General features: G+C 63.8%; 19 protein-coding genes, 1 tRNA gene and 1 pseudogene. 4 read left to right on the forward strand and 17 right to left on the reverse strand.

Annotation, left to right across the window (positions count from 1 at the left end):
• Positions 1–192 precede the first annotated feature (192 nt).
• Both nagE and BBIA_RS14380 read left to right on the forward strand, forming a co-directional pair.
• Positions 193–1,704 carry an N-acetylglucosamine-specific PTS transporter subunit IIBC gene (gene nagE, locus BBIA_RS01375; RefSeq protein WP_033493436.1) on the forward strand — a complete coding sequence of 504 codons (1,512 nt, stop codon included), beginning with the start codon at positions 193–195 and terminating at the stop codon, positions 1,702–1,704.
• Positions 1,705–1,796: 92 nt separating this feature from the next.
• Complete coding sequence (locus BBIA_RS14380) at positions 1,797–2,234, forward strand: PTS sugar transporter subunit IIA (protein WP_274518572.1); 438 nt, start codon at positions 1,797–1,799, stop codon at positions 2,232–2,234.
• Positions 2,235–2,374: 140 nt separating this feature from the next.
• Here BBIA_RS14380 and BBIA_RS01385 read toward each other — a convergent pair whose 3' ends face one another.
• The 6 genes from BBIA_RS01385 to BBIA_RS01410 form a co-directional block, all read right to left on the reverse strand.
• A complete protein-coding gene (locus BBIA_RS01385) occupies positions 2,375–4,003 on the reverse strand; it encodes a diaminopimelate decarboxylase family protein (RefSeq protein ID WP_033493433.1) in 1,629 nt (542 codons plus the stop codon).
• A 152-nt stretch (positions 4,004–4,155) separates the two neighbouring features.
• Positions 4,156–5,970, reverse strand: a complete 1,815-nt coding sequence (argS, locus tag BBIA_RS01390; RefSeq protein WP_033493533.1) for an arginine--tRNA ligase — start codon at positions 5,968–5,970, stop codon at positions 4,156–4,158.
• Positions 5,971–6,085: 115 nt separating this feature from the next.
• Positions 6,086–7,510 (reverse strand): ATP-binding protein, encoded by a 1,425-nt coding sequence (locus tag BBIA_RS01395; protein ID WP_051923632.1) that lies wholly within the window; start codon positions 7,508–7,510, stop codon positions 6,086–6,088.
• A gap of 105 nt (positions 7,511–7,615) precedes the next feature.
• A complete protein-coding gene (locus BBIA_RS01400; protein ID WP_051923633.1) occupies positions 7,616–8,635 on the reverse strand; it encodes a glycerophosphodiester phosphodiesterase family protein in 1,020 nt (339 codons plus the stop codon).
• Between the two features lie 267 nt (positions 8,636–8,902).
• On the reverse strand, positions 8,903–9,292 hold the full coding sequence (locus tag BBIA_RS01405; RefSeq protein ID WP_033493429.1) for a Rid family detoxifying hydrolase: 390 nt from the start codon (positions 9,290–9,292) through the stop codon (positions 8,903–8,905).
• Positions 9,293–10,009: 717 nt separating this feature from the next.
• A tRNA-Arg gene (locus BBIA_RS01410) sits at positions 10,010–10,082 on the reverse strand.
• Positions 10,083–10,169: 87 nt separating this feature from the next.
• Between BBIA_RS01410 and BBIA_RS01415 the strand changes: the two genes are divergently transcribed.
• Entirely contained in the window at positions 10,170–10,784 is a 615-nt protein-coding gene (locus tag BBIA_RS01415) for a CYTH domain-containing protein (protein ID WP_081891827.1), read from the forward strand.
• Between the two features lie 79 nt (positions 10,785–10,863).
• On the opposite strand, the gene BBIA_RS01420 is transcribed toward BBIA_RS01415, so the two are convergent.
• The 3 genes from BBIA_RS01420 to BBIA_RS01430 form a co-directional block, all read right to left on the reverse strand.
• Positions 10,864–11,835, reverse strand: a complete 972-nt coding sequence (locus BBIA_RS01420; protein WP_033493426.1) for a tetratricopeptide repeat protein — start codon at positions 11,833–11,835, stop codon at positions 10,864–10,866.
• A gap of 238 nt (positions 11,836–12,073) precedes the next feature.
• The gene (locus BBIA_RS01425; RefSeq protein WP_033493424.1) at positions 12,074–13,093 is read right to left on the reverse strand and encodes a DUF8094 domain-containing protein; all 1,020 of its coding nucleotides are present in this window, start codon (positions 13,091–13,093) and stop codon (positions 12,074–12,076) included.
• The gene (locus BBIA_RS01430; protein ID WP_152600522.1) at positions 13,090–14,694 is read right to left on the reverse strand and encodes a hypothetical protein; all 1,605 of its coding nucleotides are present in this window, start codon (positions 14,692–14,694) and stop codon (positions 13,090–13,092) included. Before BBIA_RS01430 ends, BBIA_RS01425 begins: the two co-directional genes overlap by 4 nt.
• Before the next feature lie 90 nt (positions 14,695–14,784).
• Between BBIA_RS01430 and BBIA_RS01435 the strand changes: the two genes are divergently transcribed.
• Positions 14,785–15,822 (forward strand): FKBP-type peptidyl-prolyl cis-trans isomerase, encoded by a 1,038-nt coding sequence (locus BBIA_RS01435; RefSeq protein ID WP_033493422.1) that lies wholly within the window; start codon positions 14,785–14,787, stop codon positions 15,820–15,822.
• A 149-nt stretch (positions 15,823–15,971) separates the two neighbouring features.
• Here the strand turns inward: BBIA_RS01435 and nucS are convergent, their stop codons facing one another.
• From nucS to atpE, 8 genes and pseudogenes are all read right to left on the reverse strand, one after another.
• Positions 15,972–16,745, reverse strand: a complete 774-nt coding sequence (nucS, locus tag BBIA_RS01440; protein ID WP_033493525.1) for an endonuclease NucS — start codon at positions 16,743–16,745, stop codon at positions 15,972–15,974.
• Between the two features lie 431 nt (positions 16,746–17,176).
• Positions 17,177–17,485, reverse strand: a complete 309-nt coding sequence (locus BBIA_RS01445) for a F0F1 ATP synthase subunit epsilon (protein ID WP_033493420.1) — start codon at positions 17,483–17,485, stop codon at positions 17,177–17,179.
• Positions 17,485–18,972 (reverse strand): F0F1 ATP synthase subunit beta, encoded by a 1,488-nt coding sequence (atpD, locus tag BBIA_RS01450; protein ID WP_033493418.1) that lies wholly within the window; start codon positions 18,970–18,972, stop codon positions 17,485–17,487. The genes BBIA_RS01445 and atpD overlap by 1 nt, the downstream gene beginning before the upstream one ends.
• 4 nt (positions 18,973–18,976) lie before the next feature.
• Positions 18,977–19,902 (reverse strand): annotated as a pseudogene (locus BBIA_RS01455) (F0F1 ATP synthase subunit gamma).
• Positions 19,903–19,905: 3 nt separating this feature from the next.
• Positions 19,906–21,585: a F0F1 ATP synthase subunit alpha gene (atpA, locus tag BBIA_RS01460; protein ID WP_033493414.1), complete on the reverse strand. Its 1,680-nt coding sequence runs from the start codon at positions 21,583–21,585 to the stop codon at positions 19,906–19,908.
• Between the two features lie 92 nt (positions 21,586–21,677).
• Complete coding sequence (locus BBIA_RS01465; RefSeq protein WP_033493413.1) at positions 21,678–22,505, reverse strand: F0F1 ATP synthase subunit delta; 828 nt, start codon at positions 22,503–22,505, stop codon at positions 21,678–21,680.
• 61 nt (positions 22,506–22,566) lie between these two features.
• On the reverse strand, positions 22,567–23,088 hold the full coding sequence (locus BBIA_RS01470) for a F0F1 ATP synthase subunit B (protein ID WP_033493411.1): 522 nt from the start codon (positions 23,086–23,088) through the stop codon (positions 22,567–22,569).
• Positions 23,089–23,147: 59 nt separating this feature from the next.
• Positions 23,148–23,378: an ATP synthase F0 subunit C gene (gene atpE / locus BBIA_RS01475; RefSeq protein ID WP_033493409.1), complete on the reverse strand. Its 231-nt coding sequence runs from the start codon at positions 23,376–23,378 to the stop codon at positions 23,148–23,150.
• Positions 23,379–23,430: the final 52 nt, after the last annotated feature.

Raw genomic sequence — 23,430 nt, forward strand, 5'->3', positions numbered from 1 at the left:
AATGAGACCGTAAAGAAACTTAACAAAATGTCCCTAAAGTGCGTTCCCAGTGCCGTACCATGGTTGCTTAGCGATGAAAACCGCTGCGACAAGGTCCGGTACCAACGATGGCGCCAGGCTGTTTGACGACGAACTTCAGCGGCGAACAAAGAAGAAAGACGTCATCGCCAAAACCCTCAGAGGGAGGTTGGAATGAAAGAGTACATCCAGCGCATGGGCCGTTCGCTCATGCTGCCCGTCGCCTGCCTGCCGGCGGCGGCGCTGTTCGTAGGCATCGGCAACTGGATCGCAAGCTTCACCGGCGGCGACGTGGTCTCCACGTTCCTGACCACGGCCGGCGGCGCGGTCCTGAACAATCTGGGCATCCTGTTCGCTGTCGGTCTGGCGTTCGGCATGTCCCGCGACCAGCACGGCGCGGCGGCGCTCGCCGGCCTCGTCGGCTTCCTGACGCCGATGACGCTGCTGGTTCCGGACGCGGCGTCGAAGTTCCTCGGCTACGCGGACGCGGCCAAGATGCAGGAGACGGCGCTCAACACCTACAACGCGTTCTCCAAGATGAACAACGGCAACGTGTTCATCGGCATCCTCGCCGGCCTGATCGCCGCCGCCATGTACAACAAGTTCCACGAGGTCAAGCTGCCCGCCGCATTGAGCTTCTTCAGCGGCAAGCGCCTCGTGCCGATCGTCACGGTCGCGCTCATGTCGGTTGTCTCGCTCATCCTGCTGTTCATCTGGCCGCTCGTGTTCGGCTGGCTGACCGCCTTCGGCGAGGCCATCATGTCGCTCGGCGCGGTCGGCGCCGGCATCTACGGCTTCGCGAACCGTCTGCTCATCCCGACCGGCCTGCACCACGCGCTCAACAACGTGTTCTGGTTCAACATCGCCGGCATCGACGACATCGCCCGCTTCTGGCAGGGCGCCGCCTACCAGGGCGACCCGGTCACCATCGCCGGCTACCATCCGGGCATGTACCAGGCCGGCTTCTTCCCGATCATGATGTTCGGCCTGCCGGCCGGCGCTTTCGCCATCTACAAGAACGCCCGCCCGGAGCGCAAGAAGGCCATCGGCTCGCTCATGCTGGCCGCCGGCGTCGCCGCGTTCTTCACCGGCGTGACCGAACCGCTCGAGTTCTCCTTCATGTTCGTCGCCTTCCCGCTGTACGTGGTGCACGCGGTGCTCACCGGCATCTCCGTGGCCGTTGCCGCCGCAATGAACTGGACGTCCGGCTTCAACTTCTCCGCCGGCTTCGTCGACTTCATCCTCAGCTGGCCGCTCGCGCACAAGCCGTACATGCTGATCGTGCAGGGCCTCGTGTTCGCCGTCATCTACTACTTCGTGTTCGACTTCGCGATCAAGAAGTTCAACCTGATGACCCCGGGCCGCGAGCCTGAGGAGGCCGTCGCCGACACCGCCATCACCGAAGCCAAGGGCGACGACAAGTACACGCTGCTCGCCTCCCGCCTGTACGAGGCGCTCGGCGGCAAGTCCAACGTCGTCTCCGTCGACAGCTGCACCACGCGCCTGCGCCTCATCCTGCGCGACGCCACCGCGGTCGACACGGAAGCCATCAAGAAGACCGGCGTGCCGGCCATCAAGCCGATCGACAAGACCAACCTGCAGATCATCGTGGGCACGGACGTGCAGTTCGTGGCCGACGAGATGAACCGCATCGTGGCGCGCGAGGGCATCGCCCCAAAAGCGTAAAGGCGGTTCCCGCAGCCGCCGCGCAACCCGCTAAGCCGGCCCCGAAGCCGGTTTCAGCCCCAGCCGCGACTGCAGGTTCCGCCAGCAGCATCCTGGCCCCTGTCGACGGTTCGATCAAGCCGATCGAGGACGTTCCCGACGACACGTTCGCCGCGAAGATTCTCGGCGACGGATTCGCCGTGGTCCCCGCCTCGGCCACGATCGTAGCCCCAGTTTCCGGCAAGGTGACCACCGTGGCCAATGCGCGCCACGCCGTGGGCATCACCACCGATTCCGGCGTGGAGGTGCTCGTGCACGTGGGCGTCGACACCGTCCAGCTGGGCGGCGAGCCGTTCACCGTGCATGTCGAAACCGGTCAGGACGTCAAGGCCGGTGCCCCGATCATCGACGTGGACTGGGCCGCCATCAAGGCAGCCGGCAAGCCTACCGACGTGATCGTGGTGTTCACCAACCCGTCGCTCATCAACGACCTGTCAATCACCGCTCACGGTGCAGTCGCCGCCGGCACCCCGGTCGGCACCCTCGCCTGATCCGCTCCGCGATCCATAACCGAAGAACCATAACCGAATATGAGAAGGGGCCTTCCGGTTCATCCGGAAGGCCCCTTCTCGCGTTCAGCATCGCCCGGAATCACGCGCAAACGCGATTCGCATCAGCGATTCGCTTCGTATCAGCCGAGATCCCAGCTCAGCAGGTCGTCGATCGTCTGACGGCGGATCATCACGTGCGCACCCTCCTCAGACACGCCCACAACCGCCGGAATCAGCGCCTGATTGTAGTTGCTCGCCATCGTGCGGCCGTACGCGCCGGTCACCGGCACGGCGAGCACGTCGCCGCGCTTCAGGTCGGCCGGCAGATGGTCCTCGTGCACGATGATATCGCCCGACTCGCAGTGCATGCCGACCACGCGCACGAGCATCGACTCGTCCGAACCGCGGCGGTTCGCGAGCTTCACCGTGTAGTCCGCGCCGTACAGCGCCGGACGGATGTTGTCGCTCATGCCGCCGTCCACGGACACGTACACGCGCTCGCTGATCGGCTCGCCGGCCTTGTCGGTCGGCTGGTGGCCTTCTGCGTCCGCACTGAGCAGCACGTGCTTGATCGTGCCGACGCGGTACAGCGTGACGCCGGCGGGCGCGACGATCCAGCGTCCCGGCTCGAACGAGATCGCGGGCGCGGGCATGCCGAGCGCACGGTTGATCGACGCGACCGCATCGGCCAGACGGCCGAGCTCCGCGTCGATGTCCATCGAATCCTCGCCGTCCGTGTACGCGACGGAATAGCCACCGCCAAGGTCGACTTCGGGCAGCGTGAACGCGTCGGTCGCGTAGAACGTCTTGCGCAGGAGCATCATGCGCTTGGCGGCCTGGATGAACGCGTCCGCGTCGTGGATGTTCGAGCCGATGTGCGAGTGCACGCCGACCAGCTCGAGCACGTCCTGATGACGCTGGATCTCCTTGAGTACGGCGAGCGCCGGGCCGTCCGCCACGGCGGTCATCGCGGCGGCGAGCGCACGGTCATCGGCCGAGACCTCTTCGCCGTGCAGGTCGTACGGATACTTGATGTCGTAGCGCAGCTGGCGTTCCGGCTTGGCCGCGTTCGTCTCGTCGGACGCGTCGGCCGCGGTGTCGGCCGAGTCATGCCGCTCCCCCACGCGCGCGTTCGTCACGGCCGGGGTCACGCCGGTCAGGTCGTCGAGGATCGACAGCACGGACGCGTCCGCGCCGGCCGGCAGCAGCGGCACGCCGAACTTCTGGTCCTCGTGCGCGGTGGAGATGTACTCGTGGCCGCCGGCGTGGATGCCGGACGTGACGCGCAGCATGACGCGGGCGCGCTTGCCGAGGCGCTTGGCGATCGCGGCGATGCGGGCCGGCTCGTTCGGCTCGTCGACGACGATTTTCGCGAAGCCCTGTTCGATCGCGAGTTCGATTTCCGCGTCGGACTTGTTGTTGCCGTGCAGCACGAGGCGGCGGCCGGGGGCTCCGGCGGCGAGCGCGATGCGCATTTCGCCCATCGTGCACGTGTCGACGTACATGCCGGCGGCGAGCACGAGGCGCACGATTTCCTTGGACAGGAACGCCTTGCCGGCGAAGCTGACGTGCGTGGTGGAGTTGTTGAACGCGCGCGCCGCGGCGGTGACGAAATGCTTGGCGCGGTTGGCGACCTCGTCGGTGTCGATGAGATACAGCGGCGAACCGAATTCGTCAAGCAGTGATTCGGCGGTGCGCCCGTGGAACGTGATCGCGCCGGTCGCGGGATCCACGGCCGTGGCGGCCGGCCAAATGGGACTGATTGCCATAGGTGGTTCCTCATTCTCTATGATTTTGGCTCCCCTAAGGAGGAGCCAAGGAAGATCACATCTTCTCGGGACGCACAGTCCAGTGGACTGTGCGTAGCAGCGAACAGCGAAGCGTCGTGAGCGTCGCAAAACACAGCAACGGCCGAAGGCCGTTACATCTTGTCCGGGGCAGTGACGCCGAGCAGGTCGAGGCCTTCGGCGATCACGGTGCGCACGGCGTCGTTGAGCTTGAGTCGCGCGGCGGCGCGGGCCGGTTCCGGAGCCTTGGCGATGCGCACGGCTTCGCGCTCGGCCTCGTCTCCGCGGGTTTCCGGATCGGTGAGTTCCATCGGCACGACGCGCTCCACGTTGTACCACTTGTGGTACGCGGCGGCCAGATCCTCAAGATAGTGCGCCACGCGGTGCGGTGCGCGCGCGTCGCCGGCGAGCGTGAGCAGCGCCGGCCACTGGGCGAGCGCGGCGAGCACTTCGCCGTCCGCCTCGGTGTCGAGCAGCGCGAGATCTGCGCCCTCATACGTGATGCCGGCTGCTTCCGCGTTGCGGTCCACATTGCAGGAGCGTGCGTGCGCGTACTGCACGTAGTACACCGGGTTGTCGTTGGAGTGCGACGCGAGCAGGTTCAGGTCGATGTCGACCGGCGAGTTGTAGTCGGTGCGCGCGAGCGAGTAGCGGGACGCGTCCACGCCGATCGCCTCGACGAGATCGTCGATCGTGACGACGTTGCCGGCGCGCTTGGACATGCGCACGGCCTTGCCGTCCTTGAGCACGTTGACGAGCTGGCCGATGAGGATCTGCATGTTTTCGCCCGGCTTGTCGCCGAAGGCGGCGCACATGGCCATCATGCGGCCGATGTAGCCGTGGTGGTCGGCGCCGAGCATGTAGATCGCCACGTCGGCCGGGTCGGTCGCGCGGTGGCGCTTGTTCCAGTAGTAGGCGATGTCGGCCGCGAAGTACGCGTATTCGCCGTTGGACTTGAGGATCACGCGGTCCTTGTCGTCGCCGTGCTTGGTCGACTCGAACCAGGTCGCGCCGTCCTTCTCGTAGATGTCGCCGCGCTCACGCAGCACGCTGATCGCGCGTTCGACCTCGCCATCGGTGTACAGGCTGTTCTCGTGGAACCACACGTCGAAGTGGACACGGAATTCCTTCATGGACTTGCGAATCTCGTCGAACATCATCGGCACGGCGCGCTTGCGGAACTCTTCGCGCTGTTCGGAGTCGCCTTCGCCGAGCGGGTTGCCGTCCTTGTCGAGGCCGCCGTCGACGCGCGGCAGGGCGAGCACGTCCACGCCGTCGGCTTCGGCCTCGGCGATCACGCGGTCGGCGATTTCGTTGATGTACGCGCCCTTGTAGCCGTCGATCGGCGTTTCCTCGCCGTGTGCGGCGGCGACGAGCGACTTGGCGAAACGGTTGATCTGCTCGCCGTGGTCGTTGAAGTAGTATTCGCGCACGACCTTCGCGCCGTTCGCCTCGAGCACGCGGGCCATGGAGTCGCCGGTGGCGGCCCAGCGGGTGCCGCCGATGTGGATCGGTCCGGTCGGGTTGGCAGAGACGAATTCGAGGTTGAGCGTCTTGCCAGCGAGATGCGTGTTCTTGCCGAACGTGGAGAAGCCGCGCTCGTCGGAGGGCGCGTCGAGCACCTGGTCGACGACGGCCGCGGCGGACGCGGAGTCGAGCGTGATGTTGATGAAGCCAGGGCCGGCCACTTCGACGGACTTGACACCTTCGGCGGCGGTGAGTCCGGCCGCGAAGAGTTCGGCCAGATCGTGGGGCTTCATGCCGGCCTTCTTAGCCAGCTGCATGGCCGCGTTCGAGGCCCAGTCGCCGTGCGCGCGATCCTTCGGACGCATGACGGCGAGCTTCTCGACAGGCGGGATCAGGTCATCGGTGAGGTTGCCGGCCTTGCCGGACGCAACCAGTTCATGGGCAATATGCGAAATCAGTTCGCTCAGGGCTTCAGGACTCATTCTCCCCAGTCTACCGGCCCGTCTGACAGCCGACGACGGCTTCTTGATCTTGTCGTCGAGCATCGCGTAGACGGCCCGTCCGGACAGTCTGATGATCGTCGAAGAGCAATGAGCATCATCCGAGAACACTGCCGAGCATATCGTTGGCCGACCATACGGTGAGGTTCGGCTCGTTGCGCGAGCGGGCGGTTTGGGCGAGTCCGTCGGTTTTGACGAACAGCGCATAATGCCGAGTGCCGTATCCGGGGATGAGGTCGGCTCGTGAACGGAGCGTCGCCGTGGTTTCGGCGATATTGAGCGTGTTTTTCCATTTGCATTCGCCGAGCAGGATTGTCTTGTCGCGAGGACTGGCAGCGATCACGTCGATGTCGGTTTCCTGGCGCAGACGCGGATCAGTGCCCCACCATTTGCCGAACGTCGTGGCCCGAAACGGCAGCAGACTCTGCCGGTTGGCGCGTACGAGCCATTGCTCGCACACGGTTTCGTACTGTTGGCCGACGTAAGTGTCCAAAGCCGGACCGGCGATATCCGTCAGGGCGAGATCGCCGTCTCCGCGTTCGATCAGATCCGTGTTCGGGGCGACGAACCGATACCAGAACGCGAAGAACGGGTCGGCGAACGACCACAGCCCCTTACGAGTACGGGTCGGGTCTTCTCCAAAAGGCACCTTGCGTTCGATCAGGTTCAAGTCCGATAAAACGCTCAGATACTTGCTGACCGATGAAGACGAGGCCAGTCCCGCCTTGCCGGCGATGTCATTCTGCCGGGTGGCGCCCGAGCCGACGGCATTCAGCACCGAGTTGTACACGGCGATGTCGCGCAGCTCCTGCCTGAGCAGCATCAGCGGTTCTTCGTACAGCAGACCGCTGGTATCGAACATGAGGCGCGAAACGTTATCCTCGTAGGAGCGGTCCGATCTCAGCTGCTTGAGATAGTACGGCGTGCCGCCGAACGTGGCATAGTATCGAACGACGTCCTCGGTCGACGCGAACGGGATCATGCGCGCCGCGTCGAATACGTCGAACGGCTTGACGTGCATTTGCGCGGTTCGCCGGCCGTACAGCGGGCTCTTGTAGCCGAGGACCTCGCTTTCCATGAATCCTTCGTTGCTACCGCACAGCACCATCATCATGTTCGTGTCCTGGAAACCGTGATCGATGGTCACCTGCAGGATCGACGGCAACGATTTCTCATTCATCGCCGCGTACGGAAACTCGTCGAACACGAACAAGATGCGTCGCGAACCGTTTTGTCGTGTCTTGTCCACGATGAAATCAAACGCATCCTGCCACAGGCCGAACGCCGGCCGTGACGCCGTTTCCCCGAAGAAACGGTAAATCTCACGGGAGAAATCCCGCAGATTCGCCGCGGAAGTCTGCTGGCGCGCGGTGAACATCAGCGTATCCCGGCTTCGTGCGAACTCGTCCAGCAGCGCCGTTTTGCCCACGCGTCGACGCCCGTACATCACCAGCATCTGGAAATCGTCTCGATCCCACAAATCCTGCATCACCGACAGTTCATGCTCACGCCCGACAAACACAACATGCTCCTTCAGTATGATACTTACGAGTATCATACCAATATATGCGTTTTATGCGCGCCTTATGCGCGACGTGTTGCAATACCGTTGGAATTTGGTCAACCGTCAAGCCAGCGCGTATTCGCCGGCGGCCCGGCGCAACTGTTCGACGTCCTCGCCGAGGAATCCGGCCGCACCTTGTTTGATAAACGATCGTGCAGTGCGCGCGTCGTTGACCGCGCCCACGTACACGGGCACGTCGTGCCGTCGCGCCTCGCGCAGGAACGTGCGCGTCGCCTCGCGTGCGCGCACAACGACGAAGTCCATCGGCAGTTCGTGCCCGTTCCAATCGCCGCCGCGCGCTACGTCGCCGTGCGTTCCGCCGCCATCCGCACCGTCGCCGCCGTGCTTGCCGCCGGATCGTCCGCCGCGGCCGGTACGACCGCCGCGTGCGAGCCGGTCGAGCAGCCGCGTGCGCAGGTCGCGGATGTCCCAGCCGGTGAGCTGGGGTTCACCGCTCGCGCACAGGCCGATGCGCCAGTTCGGTTCGCGCTGCTTGAAGACGACGAGCGCTTCCCGACTGGTGGACATGATCATGAGATTGTTGGTGAACCGCGCCGCTTCGACCGAACGGATGACCGTGTCGGCAACGGTCCGAGCGTGACGGTCGTCGGTTTTGACGTGCAGCAGCAGACCGAGATGGCCGCGCGTGCCTTGCGCCGCGCGTAATGCCTGATACAGCGTGGGGATGCGATAGTTCTGCCCGTTCTGCCGCATGGTCATGCGCTGCAGTTGACGCAGTCGCGTGCGCGAGACGATCACGTTGCGCCCGGCAGCGCTCAGACGTCCGGTCGCGCGGTCGTGGAAGACGACGGGTTCACCGTCGGCGGTAAGCCGTATGTCGATTTCCGCATAGTCCGCACCGATCGCGTCGGCGCCACGGATGGCGGCGAGCGAGTTTTCGGGAGCGCGCGCGTCGCCGCGATGCGCGATGACGGCCGGCGCCGTGCCATTCGCACCGGAATGCGCGACGTCGATCAGCCTGCCGAGGCCGACGGCCACGTCGCACACCAGCATCGCCGCGACGAGCACGACGGCGACGATCGCAAACACGCCGCGTCGTCCGCTCGCGTTCAACCTGCGCATCACTCTCCGCCTTTCCATCCGTCCGTCGTTCCGACGACTGTCATTCCGTCAATCGTCACGCACACGTACGGACCGTTATATATCGCGCGCATCGTGCACACAACGCAGCCGAAACGCATATGACAAAGCCGCCGCCGATCCTTCCCCCGGCGCAAACCGGCAGGGATCGGCGACGGCTTTCAGCCTACGCAGCGACTCGCGTGCCAACCATCAGTCCCAAGAATGATGACTGCTGTGCCTCAAAGCGAACCCGTTAGGGGTGCAACGTCACAGCACGGCGATGGCGTCGATTTCGACGAGCGCACCCTTCGGGATGTCGTTACCGCCGAACGCGCAGCGGGCCGGCTTGACGGAGCCGATGAACACTTCGGCGTAGCGGGCGTCGACCTCCTTGAAGTCCTCGACGTTCTTGAGATAAATGGTGGCGCGGCACACGTGCTCAATGCCGGTGCCGGCCGCGTCGAGGATGCACTTGATGTTCTTGAGCGCCTGCGCGGCCTGCTCGCCCGCGGTCGGGCCGGCCAGTTCGCCGGTAGCCGGGTCGATGCCCAACTGGCCGGAGACGAACACGAATCCGTTGGCCTTGACCGCCTGGCTGTACGCGCCCAGCGCCGCCGGCGCCTCGGAGGTGGCCACCGCTTCCATCTTCTCGCTCATGATATTGCTCCTTTGACACATCACCGGCCGGTCTTGCCGACCGTCCGTATCATCCGTCGCGCCCATCGTTTGCCGATCGCCGCTTACACCCGCGCGGAACCCCGCACTTGGCTTCAATATAGCCCTCCCGCACCGGTTCCCGGCGGCTGGTGTCCGCATGAGGGAACAGGCACGATGGTCACTCATTGGAAGAATGAGACATTCTTGGCAAAGCGTGACAGCCGAGCTGTCACACACCGTGAGGAACACCGTGCAAAAGCAAGATATGACAACCCCAATGATCCTTGAAACCTTGGAATTCCAAACAAAACGGTTCATCGGCCGGGATCATCCGGCACGGCGCCTTGTCACGCCCGGAAAGAATCTCGGAAAACCTGCCGGGTCTGACATTGCGCCATGTCATACTCCGGTCGTCTCCACGCTATCTCGGCAAAGCATGACATGTCATAAACACAGACTCTGCACACTGTGCTGGCATTGCCGCATCCCGCACTTTTCTGCATCATCGTCGTTTTTTCTGCATCATTGAAGGATAAAATGATGCAGAAAAACAAGCAGAACGATCGATAACTGGATCGAACAGCAGACCGTCGATCCTGAGCGAAGAACGGGGCACCGTGCGCCAGCAATGTACCCGATATGTACCCGATATGTACCCGATATGACAAAACGGCGTAACTCCAAGAACCTTAAATCCTTGGAATTACGCCATTCTTGTGGGCCCAAAGGGGATCGAACCCTCGACCTTCTGTTCCGGAGACAGACGCTCTATCCACTGAGCTACGGACCCAAGCACGCCACTACTTTACACGCCGCCCTGACCGAATGCACGCGCACCACGCCGAAACATGCCTACACTGGTTTCATGGACGAGAATATGAACGATTTCGAGTACGAACGGCGGTTCTTCTGCCGTTCGCTGCCGCCGGAGGCCGACGATGGGGACGCTCCGGCATTGATCGTGCAAAGCTACTACGTTCATGACGACAACTACGCGCTACGCGTGCGCCTGTCGACCCGTGCGGTGCGCGTGACGATGACGCCCGATCTCGATCCGCTCGCCGTACTCGACGAATACCGCGACGATTTCCGCGAAGCGTACGTGACGGTCAAAGGCCCGTCCGTGGGCGGCACGCGCTACGAGGCCGAGCGCGAGATCGACTCGCGCATCGCGGCCGAGCTGATCATGCGCGGCGGCGCGCCGATCATCAAGAACCGGTATTCCGTGTGGCTCAACGAGGACGGCTGGAGCATCGACGTGTTCGGCGGACCGAACGCGCCGCTCGTGGTCGCTTCGGCGCAACGGTCCACGCCGGTCACGAACCTTGTTATTCCGAAATTCTGTGTGACCGAGATCACCGATCAGCCGCGCTTCAGTAACGACGGTCTCGCCGCGCGCCCGTTCGATAGCTGGCGGGCCGACTTCGAGCGTGAACTCGCCGAAGACGGCCCGCAGTTCCAGCAGCTGTTCGGCCGCAACCGCATGGCGTGACGCGCGTGACGCTCGCGTCGCAACCGCACAAACGCAGCCACGACGCGAGCAGCACAATGCCGACCGCCCGGCACCCCGCTCAGTACATGAGCGTGGCGAGGCGGCGGCGAGCGCGCTTGAGCCGCTCGTCTGCCGGGTCGGGGATCAGGAAGTATTCGAGCAGACGCTTGCGCACCGGCTCAAGCTCGTCCGTATGGCCGGCCGCAAGATAGTCGAGCAGACGATCGAACGCGTCGGCGATCTGCCCGCCGATCATGTCCACGTCGGCCACGGCCAGCTGCGCGTCGACGTCGTCGGGATGCGCGGCCGCGGCAGCCCGCACTTCGCGCACATCCGCATTGGCCGAACGGGCGAGCAGCAGCGCCTTGGCACGTTCGCGCGCGGCGACCTTGTCGTTCGGATCGGATTCAAGCACCTTCTCATAGGCAACGGCCGCGCCGGCATAGTCGCCGGCCTGCGCAAGCTGGTGCGCCTCCGCATGCTCCGGCGGAATCTGCTCGGCGGGAGCGGCACCCGAGCCAGCGCCCGCAGCACCGTCGGCGGACGGATCGCCCGAATACGGCGCGGTGCCGGTCACGCCGGCCTGTTGCGCGGCCTGAATGAGCTTGGGCAGCACCTGATCGGTGATCTGCTTCAGTTCTTCGTCGGACGGCAGTCCTTCGAGAATCGGCATCGGACGGCCGCCGATCAGCGCGAACAGCGCGGGCGCGCCCTGCACCTGGAACGCCTGCGCGATGGACGGGCTGGAGGCGATGTCGATGCGGCTGAGCTGGATCTGGCCGTTGAGCTTGTTGACCGCGTCGCCGAGTGCGCGGGCCATGGGGAACAGGCGGTCGTCGGTGGGCACCCACAGCAGCAGCAGGATCGGGAACGTGGCGGACGTCTGCACCATCGCCTGGAACGTGTTTTCGGTGGTGTCGATCACGTATCCGCCGGCCGCGGGCGCGCCGCCCGCCTGTCCGGGTTCGGCCTTCACCTGATGCTTCAGCGCCTCCAGGTCCACGGCTCCCGCGAGGGACACGCCGGGATGGAACTCCTGCTGATCCGCCATATTGCCTCCCATGTTGTTGCGTGTCACGCGTTGTCACGCCTTGCCACGCATCGCCGCACGCACACACGTTGCACGCGCGCCTTTCCGATCATCCGTCCAACTGCACCACACGATGATGCAACCGAACGGTCTTTCCGATTATCGCCAGATACGAAAAACCGGCGTTGGAACACACTATAGTTCCAGCGCCGGCTCATTCCCCGTGCAAACGCGCGTTTGCACTCTCAGCGTGAGACGCTCACTTCGCCTCGACCTTGACGACCTCGCGGTCCGCGCCCACCGCGGTGACCTGCTTGCCGGAGTTCGCCTCGGGCACGTACATGGCCACCACGAACACGTAGGTCGCCTTGAGCGTGCTGGTGGCCTTGGAGTTGCCGAACAGCGCGTTTTCCTGATCGTTCGCGGGCAGCGATTCGCGCCCCTCGCCCGCCTGGCGGGTCCATTCGAGGTTGATCTGCGCAACCACCAAGTCGCCGCCGTCGGACGAGCGCATGACTTGGATCGCGCCGGGCGCGGGCGTAAACACCTGCTGCTGCGTGCCCTTGTTGCTGGCAATGCCCTGCTGCACCTGTTCGGTGGTACTAGCGAGCGTCTGACGCAGTTCGTCGTCGGCGAAGCTGGCCGCGAACTGGCTGGAGCTGCCGTTGGTGAGCACGTCGGCGTAGCGTTCAACGGCCTGTTCGGGCGTCATGACGAGTCCGGCGTCCTTCGCGGTGCCCATTTTCGCGCCGATGTCCGGCACGGCGAAGCTTGGCAGTTTGGTGCCTTGGAACAGTCGCGCCACGCCCCACAGCTTGTAGTTCTGGCGGGCCGAGTCCTGCGTGAGCACGAGCAGTCGCTTGGACTGCTGGTCGTCGGTGGTGGTGGTGATGCTGTACACGCTGCGCGGCCAGCCCGAATCGGTGGGGATGACGGTCTGCACGATGTCGTTCGGGATCGTCGCGTAGCGCGAGATGGACCCGGTTTTCTGCGCGATGGCGATGCGCGCGCTGTGGATGGCCAGCTGCGGGCCGGTCATGCGCGCGGATAGTCCGCTCGCGTCCTTCGCGTCGTTGGCGGCGCCGAGTGTGATGAGGATCTGCTTGCGGATGGCTTTTTCCTGCGCTTCGCTCAGGTCTGGCGTGGCCTTGGCGCTGGTTTTGGACGACGCATCGCCCGCCGCGACCGGCTGCGGAACCTGTCCTTCGCACGCACCGAGGGAGACGGCAAGTACGAGGGAGAGCACGGCCGCCGCCGCGTTTCTGATTCGCTTCGTCACTGCCGTTCCTCCTTCTTGCCGTCATTGTTCGCTCTGTCGTCATCCGCCGCTCCCGCGGTTTCCTGCGCGAGTCTGGCGAAGTACGCCTGCAGTTCCTCGTTGCTGATGACGGATGTCACGTCGTTGTTGGCCGTGTCTTCCGCATGGTTGGATTCGGCCGAATGGCGGCGTCTTCTGCGCGGCAGCGACGGCTGCACGGCGGCGGGCTCGTCGGGCGTCGACTGTGCGACGCGGCCGATGTGCTCATCCCCATGATGCGACTCGTCGTGCGTTTCGTCGGCGGCATCCGTCGCGCCGGACATCGCTTCGGGCACCACATCGGACACTGCGGATTGGTCGTCAGCCTGGTCAGAGGACCGCTCAGCCGACTGTTCGACCGTCTGCTCGCCGATCGTGGCGGCCGCCGCGTCATCTACTGTATCGTCGTTCGGCCGGCGATCGTCGGCTGCGGCCGGAACCACCGGCTCGTCCTGATCCACCGCGTCGAATCGCAGCGCCGACTCCGGCTGTTCGACCGGCGCGAACCGGTCGTCCGTCGCCGCGCCGTCCGGCAGCACCAGATCGGGCTGAGCCAGTTGCGCGTCGCGATCGCGATCCGCGCCGTAATCGTCCTGTCCGGCCGGTTCACGTTCGGCCTGTGCGTTGCGCGCGGCCTGATCGGCGACCAGGTTGCGCGATGACGGGTCGATAATCGTCGGCTGCGCCGGCTGCGCGTCGTAGTGCGATTCGGCCGAGCCGATCGTCGTGCCGGTCTCCGCACGCTCTCCGCGCACGCCGGTTCCCGCGTGGCGCCGACGTTCGCCGCGCGGCCGCCTTGACGGCATGATCCGTGCGAGACTGCCGGAAATCGCCTGTGCGACGGTCACTTCCTCCTGCACGAGCTTGCTTTCGATCACGCGCTTGCGGCGCTTGTGCGGCGGCATCGCGAACAGCGACGCGGTCAGCACGGCCATCAGCGCGAGCAGACCTCCAGCAAAATAGAACGGCATGGCGAAATCAGGCAGCGTTTCGCGCACCCAGTGTACCGACACGGTGGCCTGGTCGGCGTCGCCCAAATCGATCAGCGCGATCTCGGACTTATCCTTGGCGGTCGTCTTGAGCGTAGCCTTGCCGCTGCCGCACACGACGCGCGTCCACATGTCGGAGTCCTTGAACGCCACGTCCTGCGAATCGTCGCCGGACGAAGCGCCCTGCGTCGCGTCGGAAACCTCCGTGGACAGTGTGGTCCAATCGGACAGCCCGGTCACGCGCGCATACGATTCGCCGTTGATCCAGCCGTTCACGTCCTTGCTGGAACCAAGCGCGACGCACACGTCGCTGCCGGACGCGGTAACGGTCAGCGTCGCATCGTCGTCGACCAGCGGCAGCACGCCGGGATCGGTGGCGGCGTAATGCACGCCGCTGACCGTGCCCTTGGCGGTGATCTCGCTGCTGGGCTTCCAAATCGTCGCGTTGAACAGTCCCAACACGATGCAGGTCACTGCCAACAAACCGAAAATCGGGGTTATGAGGCCGCGCATGATCCACGCGCGGCGGGAGGGGGACATCCCCTCATCGTCGTTCGCATGTTCTTGTCGAGATTCTTGTTCGTTCCCAGTCATATCCACACCATTCTACAATCCCGCCCGTGAAGAGTGTGGGGATGCGGCTGAACGCGCGGCAAATCAAGGTTTGGCGCTAGGGTGGTGACTATGCGCAATTCGACAACATCCAAGCATTTCCGCAACGTTCTGGCCGGCGTGTGCGCGCTGGGCCTGTGCCTGGCGTTCGGAGCGTGCGGCTCGTCCGATTCGGCGTCCAAGGGCTCCTCGTCCTCCTCGTCTTCTTCGTCCTCCTCATCCTCCGACTCTTCGTCCAAGGATTCGTCGTCGTCATCGTCGTCCGGCGACACGTCCTCACTCAAGGACCTCGACCAGATCTCCGGCGTCACAGCCACCGGCGAGCTCGGCAAGAAGCCGACGATCAAGCTCGCCAGCACGCCGATGACCGTCGCTAACAACACGTACGCGGTGCTGCAGGAGGGCAACGGCAAGACCATCGAAGCCGACGACCGCGTGTGCGTGCAGGGCATCGCAATCAACGTCAAGGACGGCTCCCAGCTCATGAGCACATGGGAGAAGAACACGCCCGACTGCTCGTGGGACATGACCAGCTCGAGCCTCGCCGCGGCGTACAAGGAACTGTTTCTCAAACAGAAGGTCAACGCGACTGTCGCGTTCGGTGTGAACGATTCCAACTCGTCCGGCACGTCGTACATCATGGCGCTTACGATCGTCTCCACGTCCAAGGACTACACGAAGGCCACCGGCGACGAGGTTAAGGACGTGCCGTCGAACCTGCCAAAGGTGACGCGTGCCAAGGACGGCAAGCCGTCGATCACGATGAACGGTTACAAGGGCAACGGCAAGAAGCTGCTCGCGCAGACGCTCATCAAGGGTTCCGGCAAGAAGCTCACCAACAGCATGACCGCGAAGGTTAAGTACACGGGCTGGCTGCTCAACGGCACCCAGTTCGACTCCTCGTGGGACAAGGACACGACGTTCGACGCGGATCTGTCGGACAGTGGCCAGATCATCCAGGGCTGGAAGGACGGCCTGATCGGCCAGACGGTCGGTTCGCAGGTGCTGATCGTGATTCCGCCGGACCTCGGCTACGGCTCCACCGCCACCGGTTCGATTCCAGCGAATTCCACGCTCGTGTTCGTGGTCGACATTCTCGCCGCGTACTGATCCTCGGCGGTCGGCAGCGATCCTCGGTGATCGGCGAACGACGCTGAAGCGGCATAGCAGAAAGGGAATCGGTTTCGGCCGATTCCCTTTTTTGATGAAGTCGATGCGACTGCCCGCACGGTCGGAGCGTGCGGTCGGAGCGTGCGGACTCAGAACAGGCGCAGCGAGTCGTCCTCGACGCCGCGCATGTCGTCGTAGTCGAGGATCAGGCATTCGAAACCGCGGTCCTCGGCCAGCACGCGCGCCTGCGGGGTGATCGTCTGCGCAGCGAAGATGCCGCGCACCGGGGCGAGCAGCGGGTCGCGGTTGAGCAGTTCGCAGTAGCGCGTCAGCTGTTCGACGCCGTCGATGCCACCGTGCCGCTTGATCTCGATCGCCACGTGCATGCCGCTCGCGTCGGTGGCCATGATGTCGACCGGGCCGATCGCGGTCGGATATTCGCGGCGCACGAGCTTGGCGCCTTCGCCGATGCGCGTGATCTGCTGCGCGAGACAGCGCTGCAGATGATCCTCGACGCCGTCCTTGACGAGACCCGGGTCCTCGCCCAGATCGTACGTTTCGTCCGAATAGACGCGGTACAGCGAGACTTCGAGAATGTCGCTCGACTTGTCCGCGGACACGCGCAGCAGCTTGATCGGCGTGAGTTCGGTCGCGTCCTTGCCGGCGATCGGTTCGGCATCATCCGCGGCGTTCTCGTCATCGGCGACGTTCACCGCATCCGCGTCATGCGCGGCGGCATCCGGCACGATCTCGCGAATCGTGCACGGCGCGGCCATCCAGTTGAGCGGCTTGTACGAACCGAGTTCGGAGAAAATCAGCAGGCTGTTGTCGGCTTTGATCAGCAGCACACGCTTGGCCGGCGGCAATGAGGCGGTCAGTCGGCCGGAGTATTCGGCGGAGCAGTCAGCAACAATAATTCGCACGTCGCAACACTGTAGCATGACGCACGGGATGGCAGAATCGCACGTTTTTCCATCCCGTGACTACACACCCGGTCACGGGATGGAAAATCACACATTACATTCCATCCCATGACCGCCAATCACCCCCTTTTCTCGGGCACGGGATGGAATATCGGCATTGCATTCCATCCCGTGGCTTCAGGCCCGGTCATGCGACGGAAAAACAGCGCGATATTCCATCCCGTGCCCGCGAAAGTCGGCGGCAGACCGCAGAACAGTCACAGAAAGACACCAAAGCAATACACGCGATGGATGTCATCGTTCAGATTCCATCCCGTGAGCCACGACCGCACAAATAAGGCCACACACGCGGCCCCGCAACACGCAAAAGGGGTCTTCCGCACAGCGCAGTGTGCGGGAGACCCCTGAAATACGCGAACCGAGCGAGAAAACTACTCGGCGGCGGCGTCCGCGCCGGAGGTGCGGACCACGTCGCGACCGCGTTCGACCGCAACGGTGAGCTTGTTCGAGTCGAAGGAGATGAATCCGTCAGTGACCTCGAACACGTGGCGTTCGCCGGCAGGGTCGACCACAGTGAGCGAACCGCCCTTGATGACGGTCAGCACCGGCTCGTGGTCGGCCAGAATGCCCATCTCGCCTTCGGAGGCGGGGATGGTCACCGACTTCGCCTCACCGTGCCACACCGGGTGGTCAGCGGCGACGATATTCACCTGCATCAAGGTCTTTGAGGATCCAGCCATCACTCACCAAGCTCCTTCTGCATGTCGTGCCACTTCTTCTCGAGGTCGTCGATGCCGCCGATGCCGGAGAACGCCTGCTCCGGAACGTCGTCGTACACGCCATCGCAGATGCGCGTGAAGGCTTCGATGGTCTCGTCGGCCGGCACGTACGAGCCCGGGCGACCGGTGAACTTCTCGGCCACGTAGAAGTTCTGGCCGAGGAACTGCTCGATGCGACGGGCGCGGTTGACGGTGGTCTTGTCCTCTTCCGAGAGCTCGTCGATACCGATCAGGGCGATGATGTCCTGCAGCTCCTTGTTACGCTGCAGAATCGCCTTGACGCGGTTGGCGCACTCGTAATGAGCCTGGCCGACGTAGCGCGGATCAAGGATTCGCGAGGTCGACGACAGCGGGTCCACGGCCGGGTAGATGCCCTTCGAAGCGATGTCACGAGACAGCTCGGTGGTCGCGTCGAGGTGGGCGAAGGTCGTGGCCGGGGCCGGGTCGGTGTAATCATCGGCCGGCACGTAGATGGCCTGCAGCGAGGTGATCGAGTGACCGCGCGTCGAGGTGATGCGCTCCTGCAGAGCACCCATCTCGTCGGCCAGGTTCGGCTGGTAGCCCACGGCGGAAGGCATACGGCCCAGCAGCGTGGACACCTCGGAACCGGCCTGCGTGAAGCGGAAGATGTTGTCGATGAACAGCAGCACGTCCTGGTTCTGCACGTCGCGGAAGTACTCGGCCATCGTCAGTGCGGTCAGCGGGACGCGCAGACGGGTGCCCGGCTGCTCATCCATCTGGCCGAAGACCAGAGCGGTCTTCTCAAGCACGCCGGCCTCGCCCATCTCGCCGATCAGATCGTTGCCCTCACGGGTACGCTCGCCGACGCCGGCGAACACGGACACACCGCCATGGTTCTGCGCGACTCGCTGGATCATTTCCTGGATCAGCACGGTCTTGCCGACGCCTGCACCGCCGAACAGACCGATCTTGCCGCCCTGCACGTACGGGGTGAGCAGATCGATGACCTTGATGCCGGTCTCGAACATCTGGGTCTTGGACTCCAGCTGGTCAAATGCCGGCGGCTTGCGGTGGATGGGCCAACGCTCGGTGACCTTGATGGTCTCGTCGGCCTTCTTGTTGAGCACGTGGCCGGTCACGTCGAACACGTGGCCGAGGGTCACGTCACCGACCGGCACGGAGATCGGGCCGCCCGTGTCGACGACGGTCGCGCCGCGGACCAGGCCGTCGGTCGGCTTGAGCGCGACGCAACGCACGGTCGAGTCGCCGAGGTGCTGTTCGACTTCCAGCGTGATCGAATGGGAAGTTTCGCCTTCCTCATGCGCGCCGGTGTTGGTCAGCTGCACGGTCAGTGCATTGTAGATGTCAGGCAGGTGGCCCACCGGGAATTCGACGTCGATAACCGAACCCTGGATACGCGTGACGCGACCATTGATCGGCTCTGCGGCCGTCTCGGCAGGTGCTGTGGTCTGAAGATTCTCAGCCATGTTCCTACTCTTCCTTGTTGTTCAGCGCGTCGGCGCTGCCGATGATTTCGGTAAGTTCCTGGGTGATCGATGCCTGACGCGAAGCGTTGAGCTTGCGGGTCAGATCGTCGATCAGGTTGCGGGCGTTCTCCGTGGCCGTGTGCATGGCGTTCTGACGGCTTGCGGTCTCGGACGCGGCAGCCTCCAGCAGGCACTCGTGGATGCGCGACTGGATGTACTTCGGCAGCACAGCGTCCAGCACTTCCTCAAGGCTCGGCTCGAACGAATACAGCGGCGTGGCCTTGCCGGCATCGCTCGGGGCGTCGAATCCGGGCTGCGCGGCCTCATGCTCGGCCTCGATGACCTCGACCGGCAGCATGCGCAGCACGCGCACCTTCTGAACCACCATGTTGATGAACTCGGTGTAGACGATGTAGAGTTCAGAGACTCCACCCTCGGCGGCCGGCTTCATGTAGGCGTTCATCAGTGCCGTGGAGATCGCCTCGGCGACTTCGACGCCAGGCTTGTCGGTATCGCCCTCCCACGTATCGGCGATGTCGCGGTTGCGGTACTTGTAGTACGTGACACCACGGCGGCCGTATACGTACAGCTCCGGCTGCTTGCCGTCCGCTTCGAGACGGTTGAGCAGATCCTCCGTCTCGCGGATGATCGACGACGTGTACGCGCCGGCCATACCACGATCCGACGTGAGAGCAAGCACGGCAACCTTCGGGTTGTCCTCTTCCTTCTTCACGATCGGATGCGTGATATGCGAATGGGCTACCACAGCCTGCACGGCATCGAAAATCGCATCGGCATAGGGCTTCGCGTTCAGGGCAACGTCACGTGCTTGGCAATGTGCGAAGACGCGATCATCTCCTGGGCGTTGAAGATCTTCTCCAACGAACCCGTGGAGGCGATCCTGCTCTTCAATGCGAGTTGCGATCCCATGGGCTACTTCTTTTCTCCGGCCATCGGGTGCTTGTTCGGATCGTGCTCCGGCTTCTCGGCCTTGGCCACGATCTTCTCCTGCTCAACCGGCGTCGGGTTCTTCGAGACCTTCTTCTTCTCGACCAGCGGCTTGCCAGCCTTGGTCACGTAGGTCGCGCGGAACTCGTCCACGGCCTTGTCGAGGGCCGCTTCAGTGTCGGGCGTGAAGTTCTCGGTGTCGCGGATGGTGGTGAGGATGTCGGTGTTGTGGTCGAGCCAGTCAAGCAGCGCATGCTCGAACGGCAGCACGTCGCCCAGCGGCAGATCGTCCATCTTGCCATGGGTGCCGGCCCACACGGACACGACTTCCTGCTCCATCGAATACGGCGAGAACTGCGGCTGCTTCAGGAGCTCGGTCAGGTGCGCACCACGGTTCAGCTGGGCCTTGGATGCGGCGTCCAGATCGGACGCGAACATCGCGAAGGATTCCAGCGAACGGTACTGCGCCAGCGAGATCTTCAGCGTGCCGGAGACCTTCTTCAGGGCCTTGGTCTGCGCCGCGCCGCCGACTCGGGACACGGAGATGCCGACGTCCACGGCCGGACGCTGGTTCGCGTTAAACAGGTCGGACTGCAGGAAGATCTGACCGTCGGTGATGGAGATCACGTTGGTCGGAATGTAGGCGGACACGTCGTTCGCCTTGGTCTCGACGATCGGCAGGCCGGTCATCGAGCCGCCGCCGAGGTCATCGGAAACCTTCGCGCAGCGTTCGAGCAGACGGGAGTGCAGGTAGAACACATCGCCCGGGTAAGCCTCACGCCCCGGCGGACGACGCAGCAGCAGCGAGATCGAGCGGTAGGCTTCGGCCTGCTTCGACAGATCGTCGAAGACGATGAGGACGTGCTTGCCGTGGTACATCCAGTGCTGTCCGATGGCGGAACCGGTGTAGGGGGCAATGTACTTGAAACCAGCGGAATCGGAAGCCGGGGAGGCGACGATGGTGGTGTACTCCATCGCGCCGGCCTCTTCGAGGCTCTGACGTACCGAGGCGATGGTCGAGCCCTTCTGACCGATGGCGACGTAGATGCAGCGGACCTGCTTCTTCGGATCGCCGGATTCCCAGTTCTTCTTCTGGTTGATGATGGTGTCGATCGCGATGGCCGTCTTGCCGGTCTGACGATCGCCGATGATGAGCTGGCGCTGGCCGCGGCCGATCGGCGTCATCGCGTCGATGGCCTTCAGACCGGTGGACATAGGCTCGTCGACCGGGTGGCGGTGCATCACGTCGGGGGCCTGGGCCTCGAGGATACGACGACCCTCGATGTCCGTGATCTCGCCCAGACCGTCGATCGGGTTGCCCAGCGGGTCGACGGTGCGGCCGAGATAGCCGTCACCAACAGGCACGGAGAGCACTTCGCCGGTGCGACGGACCTCCTGGCCTTCCTCGATGCCTGCGAAGTCGCCGAGGATAACCACGCCGATCTCGCGGGCGTCAAGGTTGAACGCCAGGCCGAGCGTGCCATCCTCGAAGGTCAGCAGCTCATTGGCCATGCAACCAGGCAGTCCCGTCACGTGCGCAATGCCGTCGCCGGCCGTGGCCACGTAGCCCACTTCCTGGGTGGGCGTGTCCGACGGCTTGTACGACTCGACGAACTCATCGAGCGCCTTGCGTATCGTGGTGGGATCAATGGTAAGTTCTGCCATGATCACTCCTTGTTGTTATTGGTAAATCTGTGGGATCCCTGCCGGCCGTCCGTGGTGTTCGGGCACGTACGGATTCGGAGGGATATTCGTCGTCAGGCGCTGGCCTGAACGGTGCGGTTCAAATGCTGGAGCTGCGCGACCACCGTGTTGTCGGTGACCTCGTCGCCCACCTGGACGCGCATGCCGCCGATCACGGACGGATCGACGACCGAGTTGATGTGCACCGGGCGGCCGACCTTCTTCGTGTAGATCGCCGTGAGCTTCTTGATCTGCTCGCTCTTGAGCGGCGTGGCGGTGGTCACGGTGACCATCGATTCGCCCATGTGGCGCGAGAACTTGTTGATCAGCCACTGCACGGTCTGCAGGTAGCGGCGGTTGCGCAGGTTGCAGGTCGCGTGTTCGGCGAGGCGCTTGGTGACCTTGTTGAGGTCGCTGGAGCCGATCAGGCTGTTGAGCAGCTTGGTGCGGGCTTCGGCGGGCGCGCTGTCGTCGGACAGCTCGGAGCGCAGGACCGGCATGCCGATAAGCGCCGAATGGAGTTCGGCCAGTTCGATCGACACCTGCAAGGTGGTGCCGGTGGCGTCCGCGTAGTACATCATGCCATCCACGCCGAAATCTTCCACGGCGTTGGCGATGTCGGACACGCGGCTCCAACGGCGACCGACCAGATCGGTCATGATCTCCATCGTCATCGGATGCGCCTGACCACCGATCAGGGTGTTCAGTACGGCGACCTTGTCCGCCACCGGACGCGACGGGTCGGTGAGCGCGCGTTCAAGCTGGACGTTGTGGTCGAGCACGTTGGTGATCGAAAACAGTTCGTTTCCGATGCGCCATGCGTCCAGACCGGTTTCGCGCAGCTTGGGTGCCAGCGAGTCACGAGAGACGCGATCGGCGATGCGCGATGCTTCTCCTCGCATTGGTCACCTCCCTTTCCTTGACGTTTGCGTTGTTGTGTTCCGAGAAGTCACAGCTCGGCGGTCACTTCTTGTCGGAGTCCATCTCGTCGAGCAGGTTGTCGATCATGCTCGACTGCACGTCCGAGTCCTCGAGCTTGGAGCCGAGGATCTTGCCCGCGAGGGCAGCGGCGAGCGTGCCGACTTCGCCCTTGAGACTGACCATAGCCTGACGGTGCTGCGATTCGATGGAGCGCTGCGCGTTGGCGGTGATCTGCGCCGCGTCGGATTCGGCGCGGGAGCGGGCGTCGGCGATGATGTGCGAGGCCTCGGCGCGGGCGTCGTCGCGGATCTTGGAGGCTTCCACGCGGGCGTTGCTCAGCTGGGCCTCGTACTTGGCCTTCGCCGCGTCAGCGTCCTTCTTGGCCTGTTCGGCCTTGGCGATGTTGCCTTCGATCTTTGCCGCACGCTCGTCGAAGATCGCATTGAACTTCGGCAGGAAGAACTTGTAGAAGAACAGCGCAACGATGACAAGGATGATCAGGGACCACACAATGTCATAGGTTTCGGGGATGAACAGATCGATTCCGCCTTCTGCCAGTGTCATTATGAAGCCCTCCTTTCATTGTTGGACATGGATCGTTGTTTCGTGCGTTCGCCTGGGTCTTACTTGATGATCAGGGCGGCGACGAAGCCGATCAGGGCCAGCACCTCGACCAGAGCCAGGCCGATGAACATGATGGTCTGGATCTTGCCGGACATCTCAGGCTGGCGGGCGGTGGATTCCATGGCCTTACCGAAGAGGATGCCCAGACCGATGCCAGGGCCCAGAGTGCCGATGCCGTAGCCGATGACGGACAGGTTGCCGGCGACCTCAGCGAGGGTGATGATATCCATTTCTGTTTCCTTTCTAACGTACGAGGTGACGTTATAAATCTTGGGTTTCCGC

Source organism: Bifidobacterium biavatii DSM 23969 (genome assembly GCF_000741165.1).
Classification (GTDB): domain Bacteria; phylum Actinomycetota; class Actinomycetes; order Actinomycetales; family Bifidobacteriaceae; genus Bifidobacterium; species Bifidobacterium biavatii.

What these genes read in the sequence shown, in the direction of transcription:
- nagE (WP_033493436.1), top strand. Translation starts at nt 193, where the DNA reads ATGAAAGAGTACATCCAGCGCATGGGCCGTTCGCTCATGCTGCCCGTC.
- BBIA_RS01385 (WP_033493433.1), bottom strand. Translation starts at nt 4,003, where the DNA reads ATGGCAATCAGTCCCATTTGGCCGGCCGCCACGGCCGTGGATCCCGCG.
- argS (WP_033493533.1), bottom strand. Translation starts at nt 5,970, where the DNA reads ATGAGTCCTGAAGCCCTGAGCGAACTGATTTCGCATATTGCCCATGAA.
- BBIA_RS01400 (WP_051923633.1), bottom strand. Translation starts at nt 8,635, where the DNA reads ATGCGCAGGTTGAACGCGAGCGGACGACGCGGCGTGTTTGCGATCGTC.
- BBIA_RS01405 (WP_033493429.1), bottom strand. Translation starts at nt 9,292, where the DNA reads ATGAGCGAGAAGATGGAAGCGGTGGCCACCTCCGAGGCGCCGGCGGCG.
- BBIA_RS01415 (WP_081891827.1), top strand. Translation starts at nt 10,170, where the DNA reads ATGAACGATTTCGAGTACGAACGGCGGTTCTTCTGCCGTTCGCTGCCG.
- BBIA_RS01420 (WP_033493426.1), bottom strand. Translation starts at nt 11,835, where the DNA reads ATGGCGGATCAGCAGGAGTTCCATCCCGGCGTGTCCCTCGCGGGAGCC.
- BBIA_RS01430 (WP_152600522.1), bottom strand. Translation starts at nt 14,694, where the DNA reads ATGACTGGGAACGAACAAGAATCTCGACAAGAACATGCGAACGACGAT.
- BBIA_RS01435 (WP_033493422.1), top strand. Translation starts at nt 14,785, where the DNA reads ATGCGCAATTCGACAACATCCAAGCATTTCCGCAACGTTCTGGCCGGC.
- BBIA_RS01445 (WP_033493420.1), bottom strand. Translation starts at nt 17,485, where the DNA reads ATGGCTGGATCCTCAAAGACCTTGATGCAGGTGAATATCGTCGCCGCT.
- atpD (WP_033493418.1), bottom strand. Translation starts at nt 18,972, where the DNA reads ATGGCTGAGAATCTTCAGACCACAGCACCTGCCGAGACGGCCGCAGAG.
- atpA (WP_033493414.1), bottom strand. Translation starts at nt 21,585, where the DNA reads ATGGCAGAACTTACCATTGATCCCACCACGATACGCAAGGCGCTCGAT.
- BBIA_RS01465 (WP_033493413.1), bottom strand. Translation starts at nt 22,505, where the DNA reads ATGCGAGGAGAAGCATCGCGCATCGCCGATCGCGTCTCTCGTGACTCG.
- BBIA_RS01470 (WP_033493411.1), bottom strand. Translation starts at nt 23,088, where the DNA reads ATGACACTGGCAGAAGGCGGAATCGATCTGTTCATCCCCGAAACCTAT.
- atpE (WP_033493409.1), bottom strand. Translation starts at nt 23,378, where the DNA reads ATGGATATCATCACCCTCGCTGAGGTCGCCGGCAACCTGTCCGTCATC.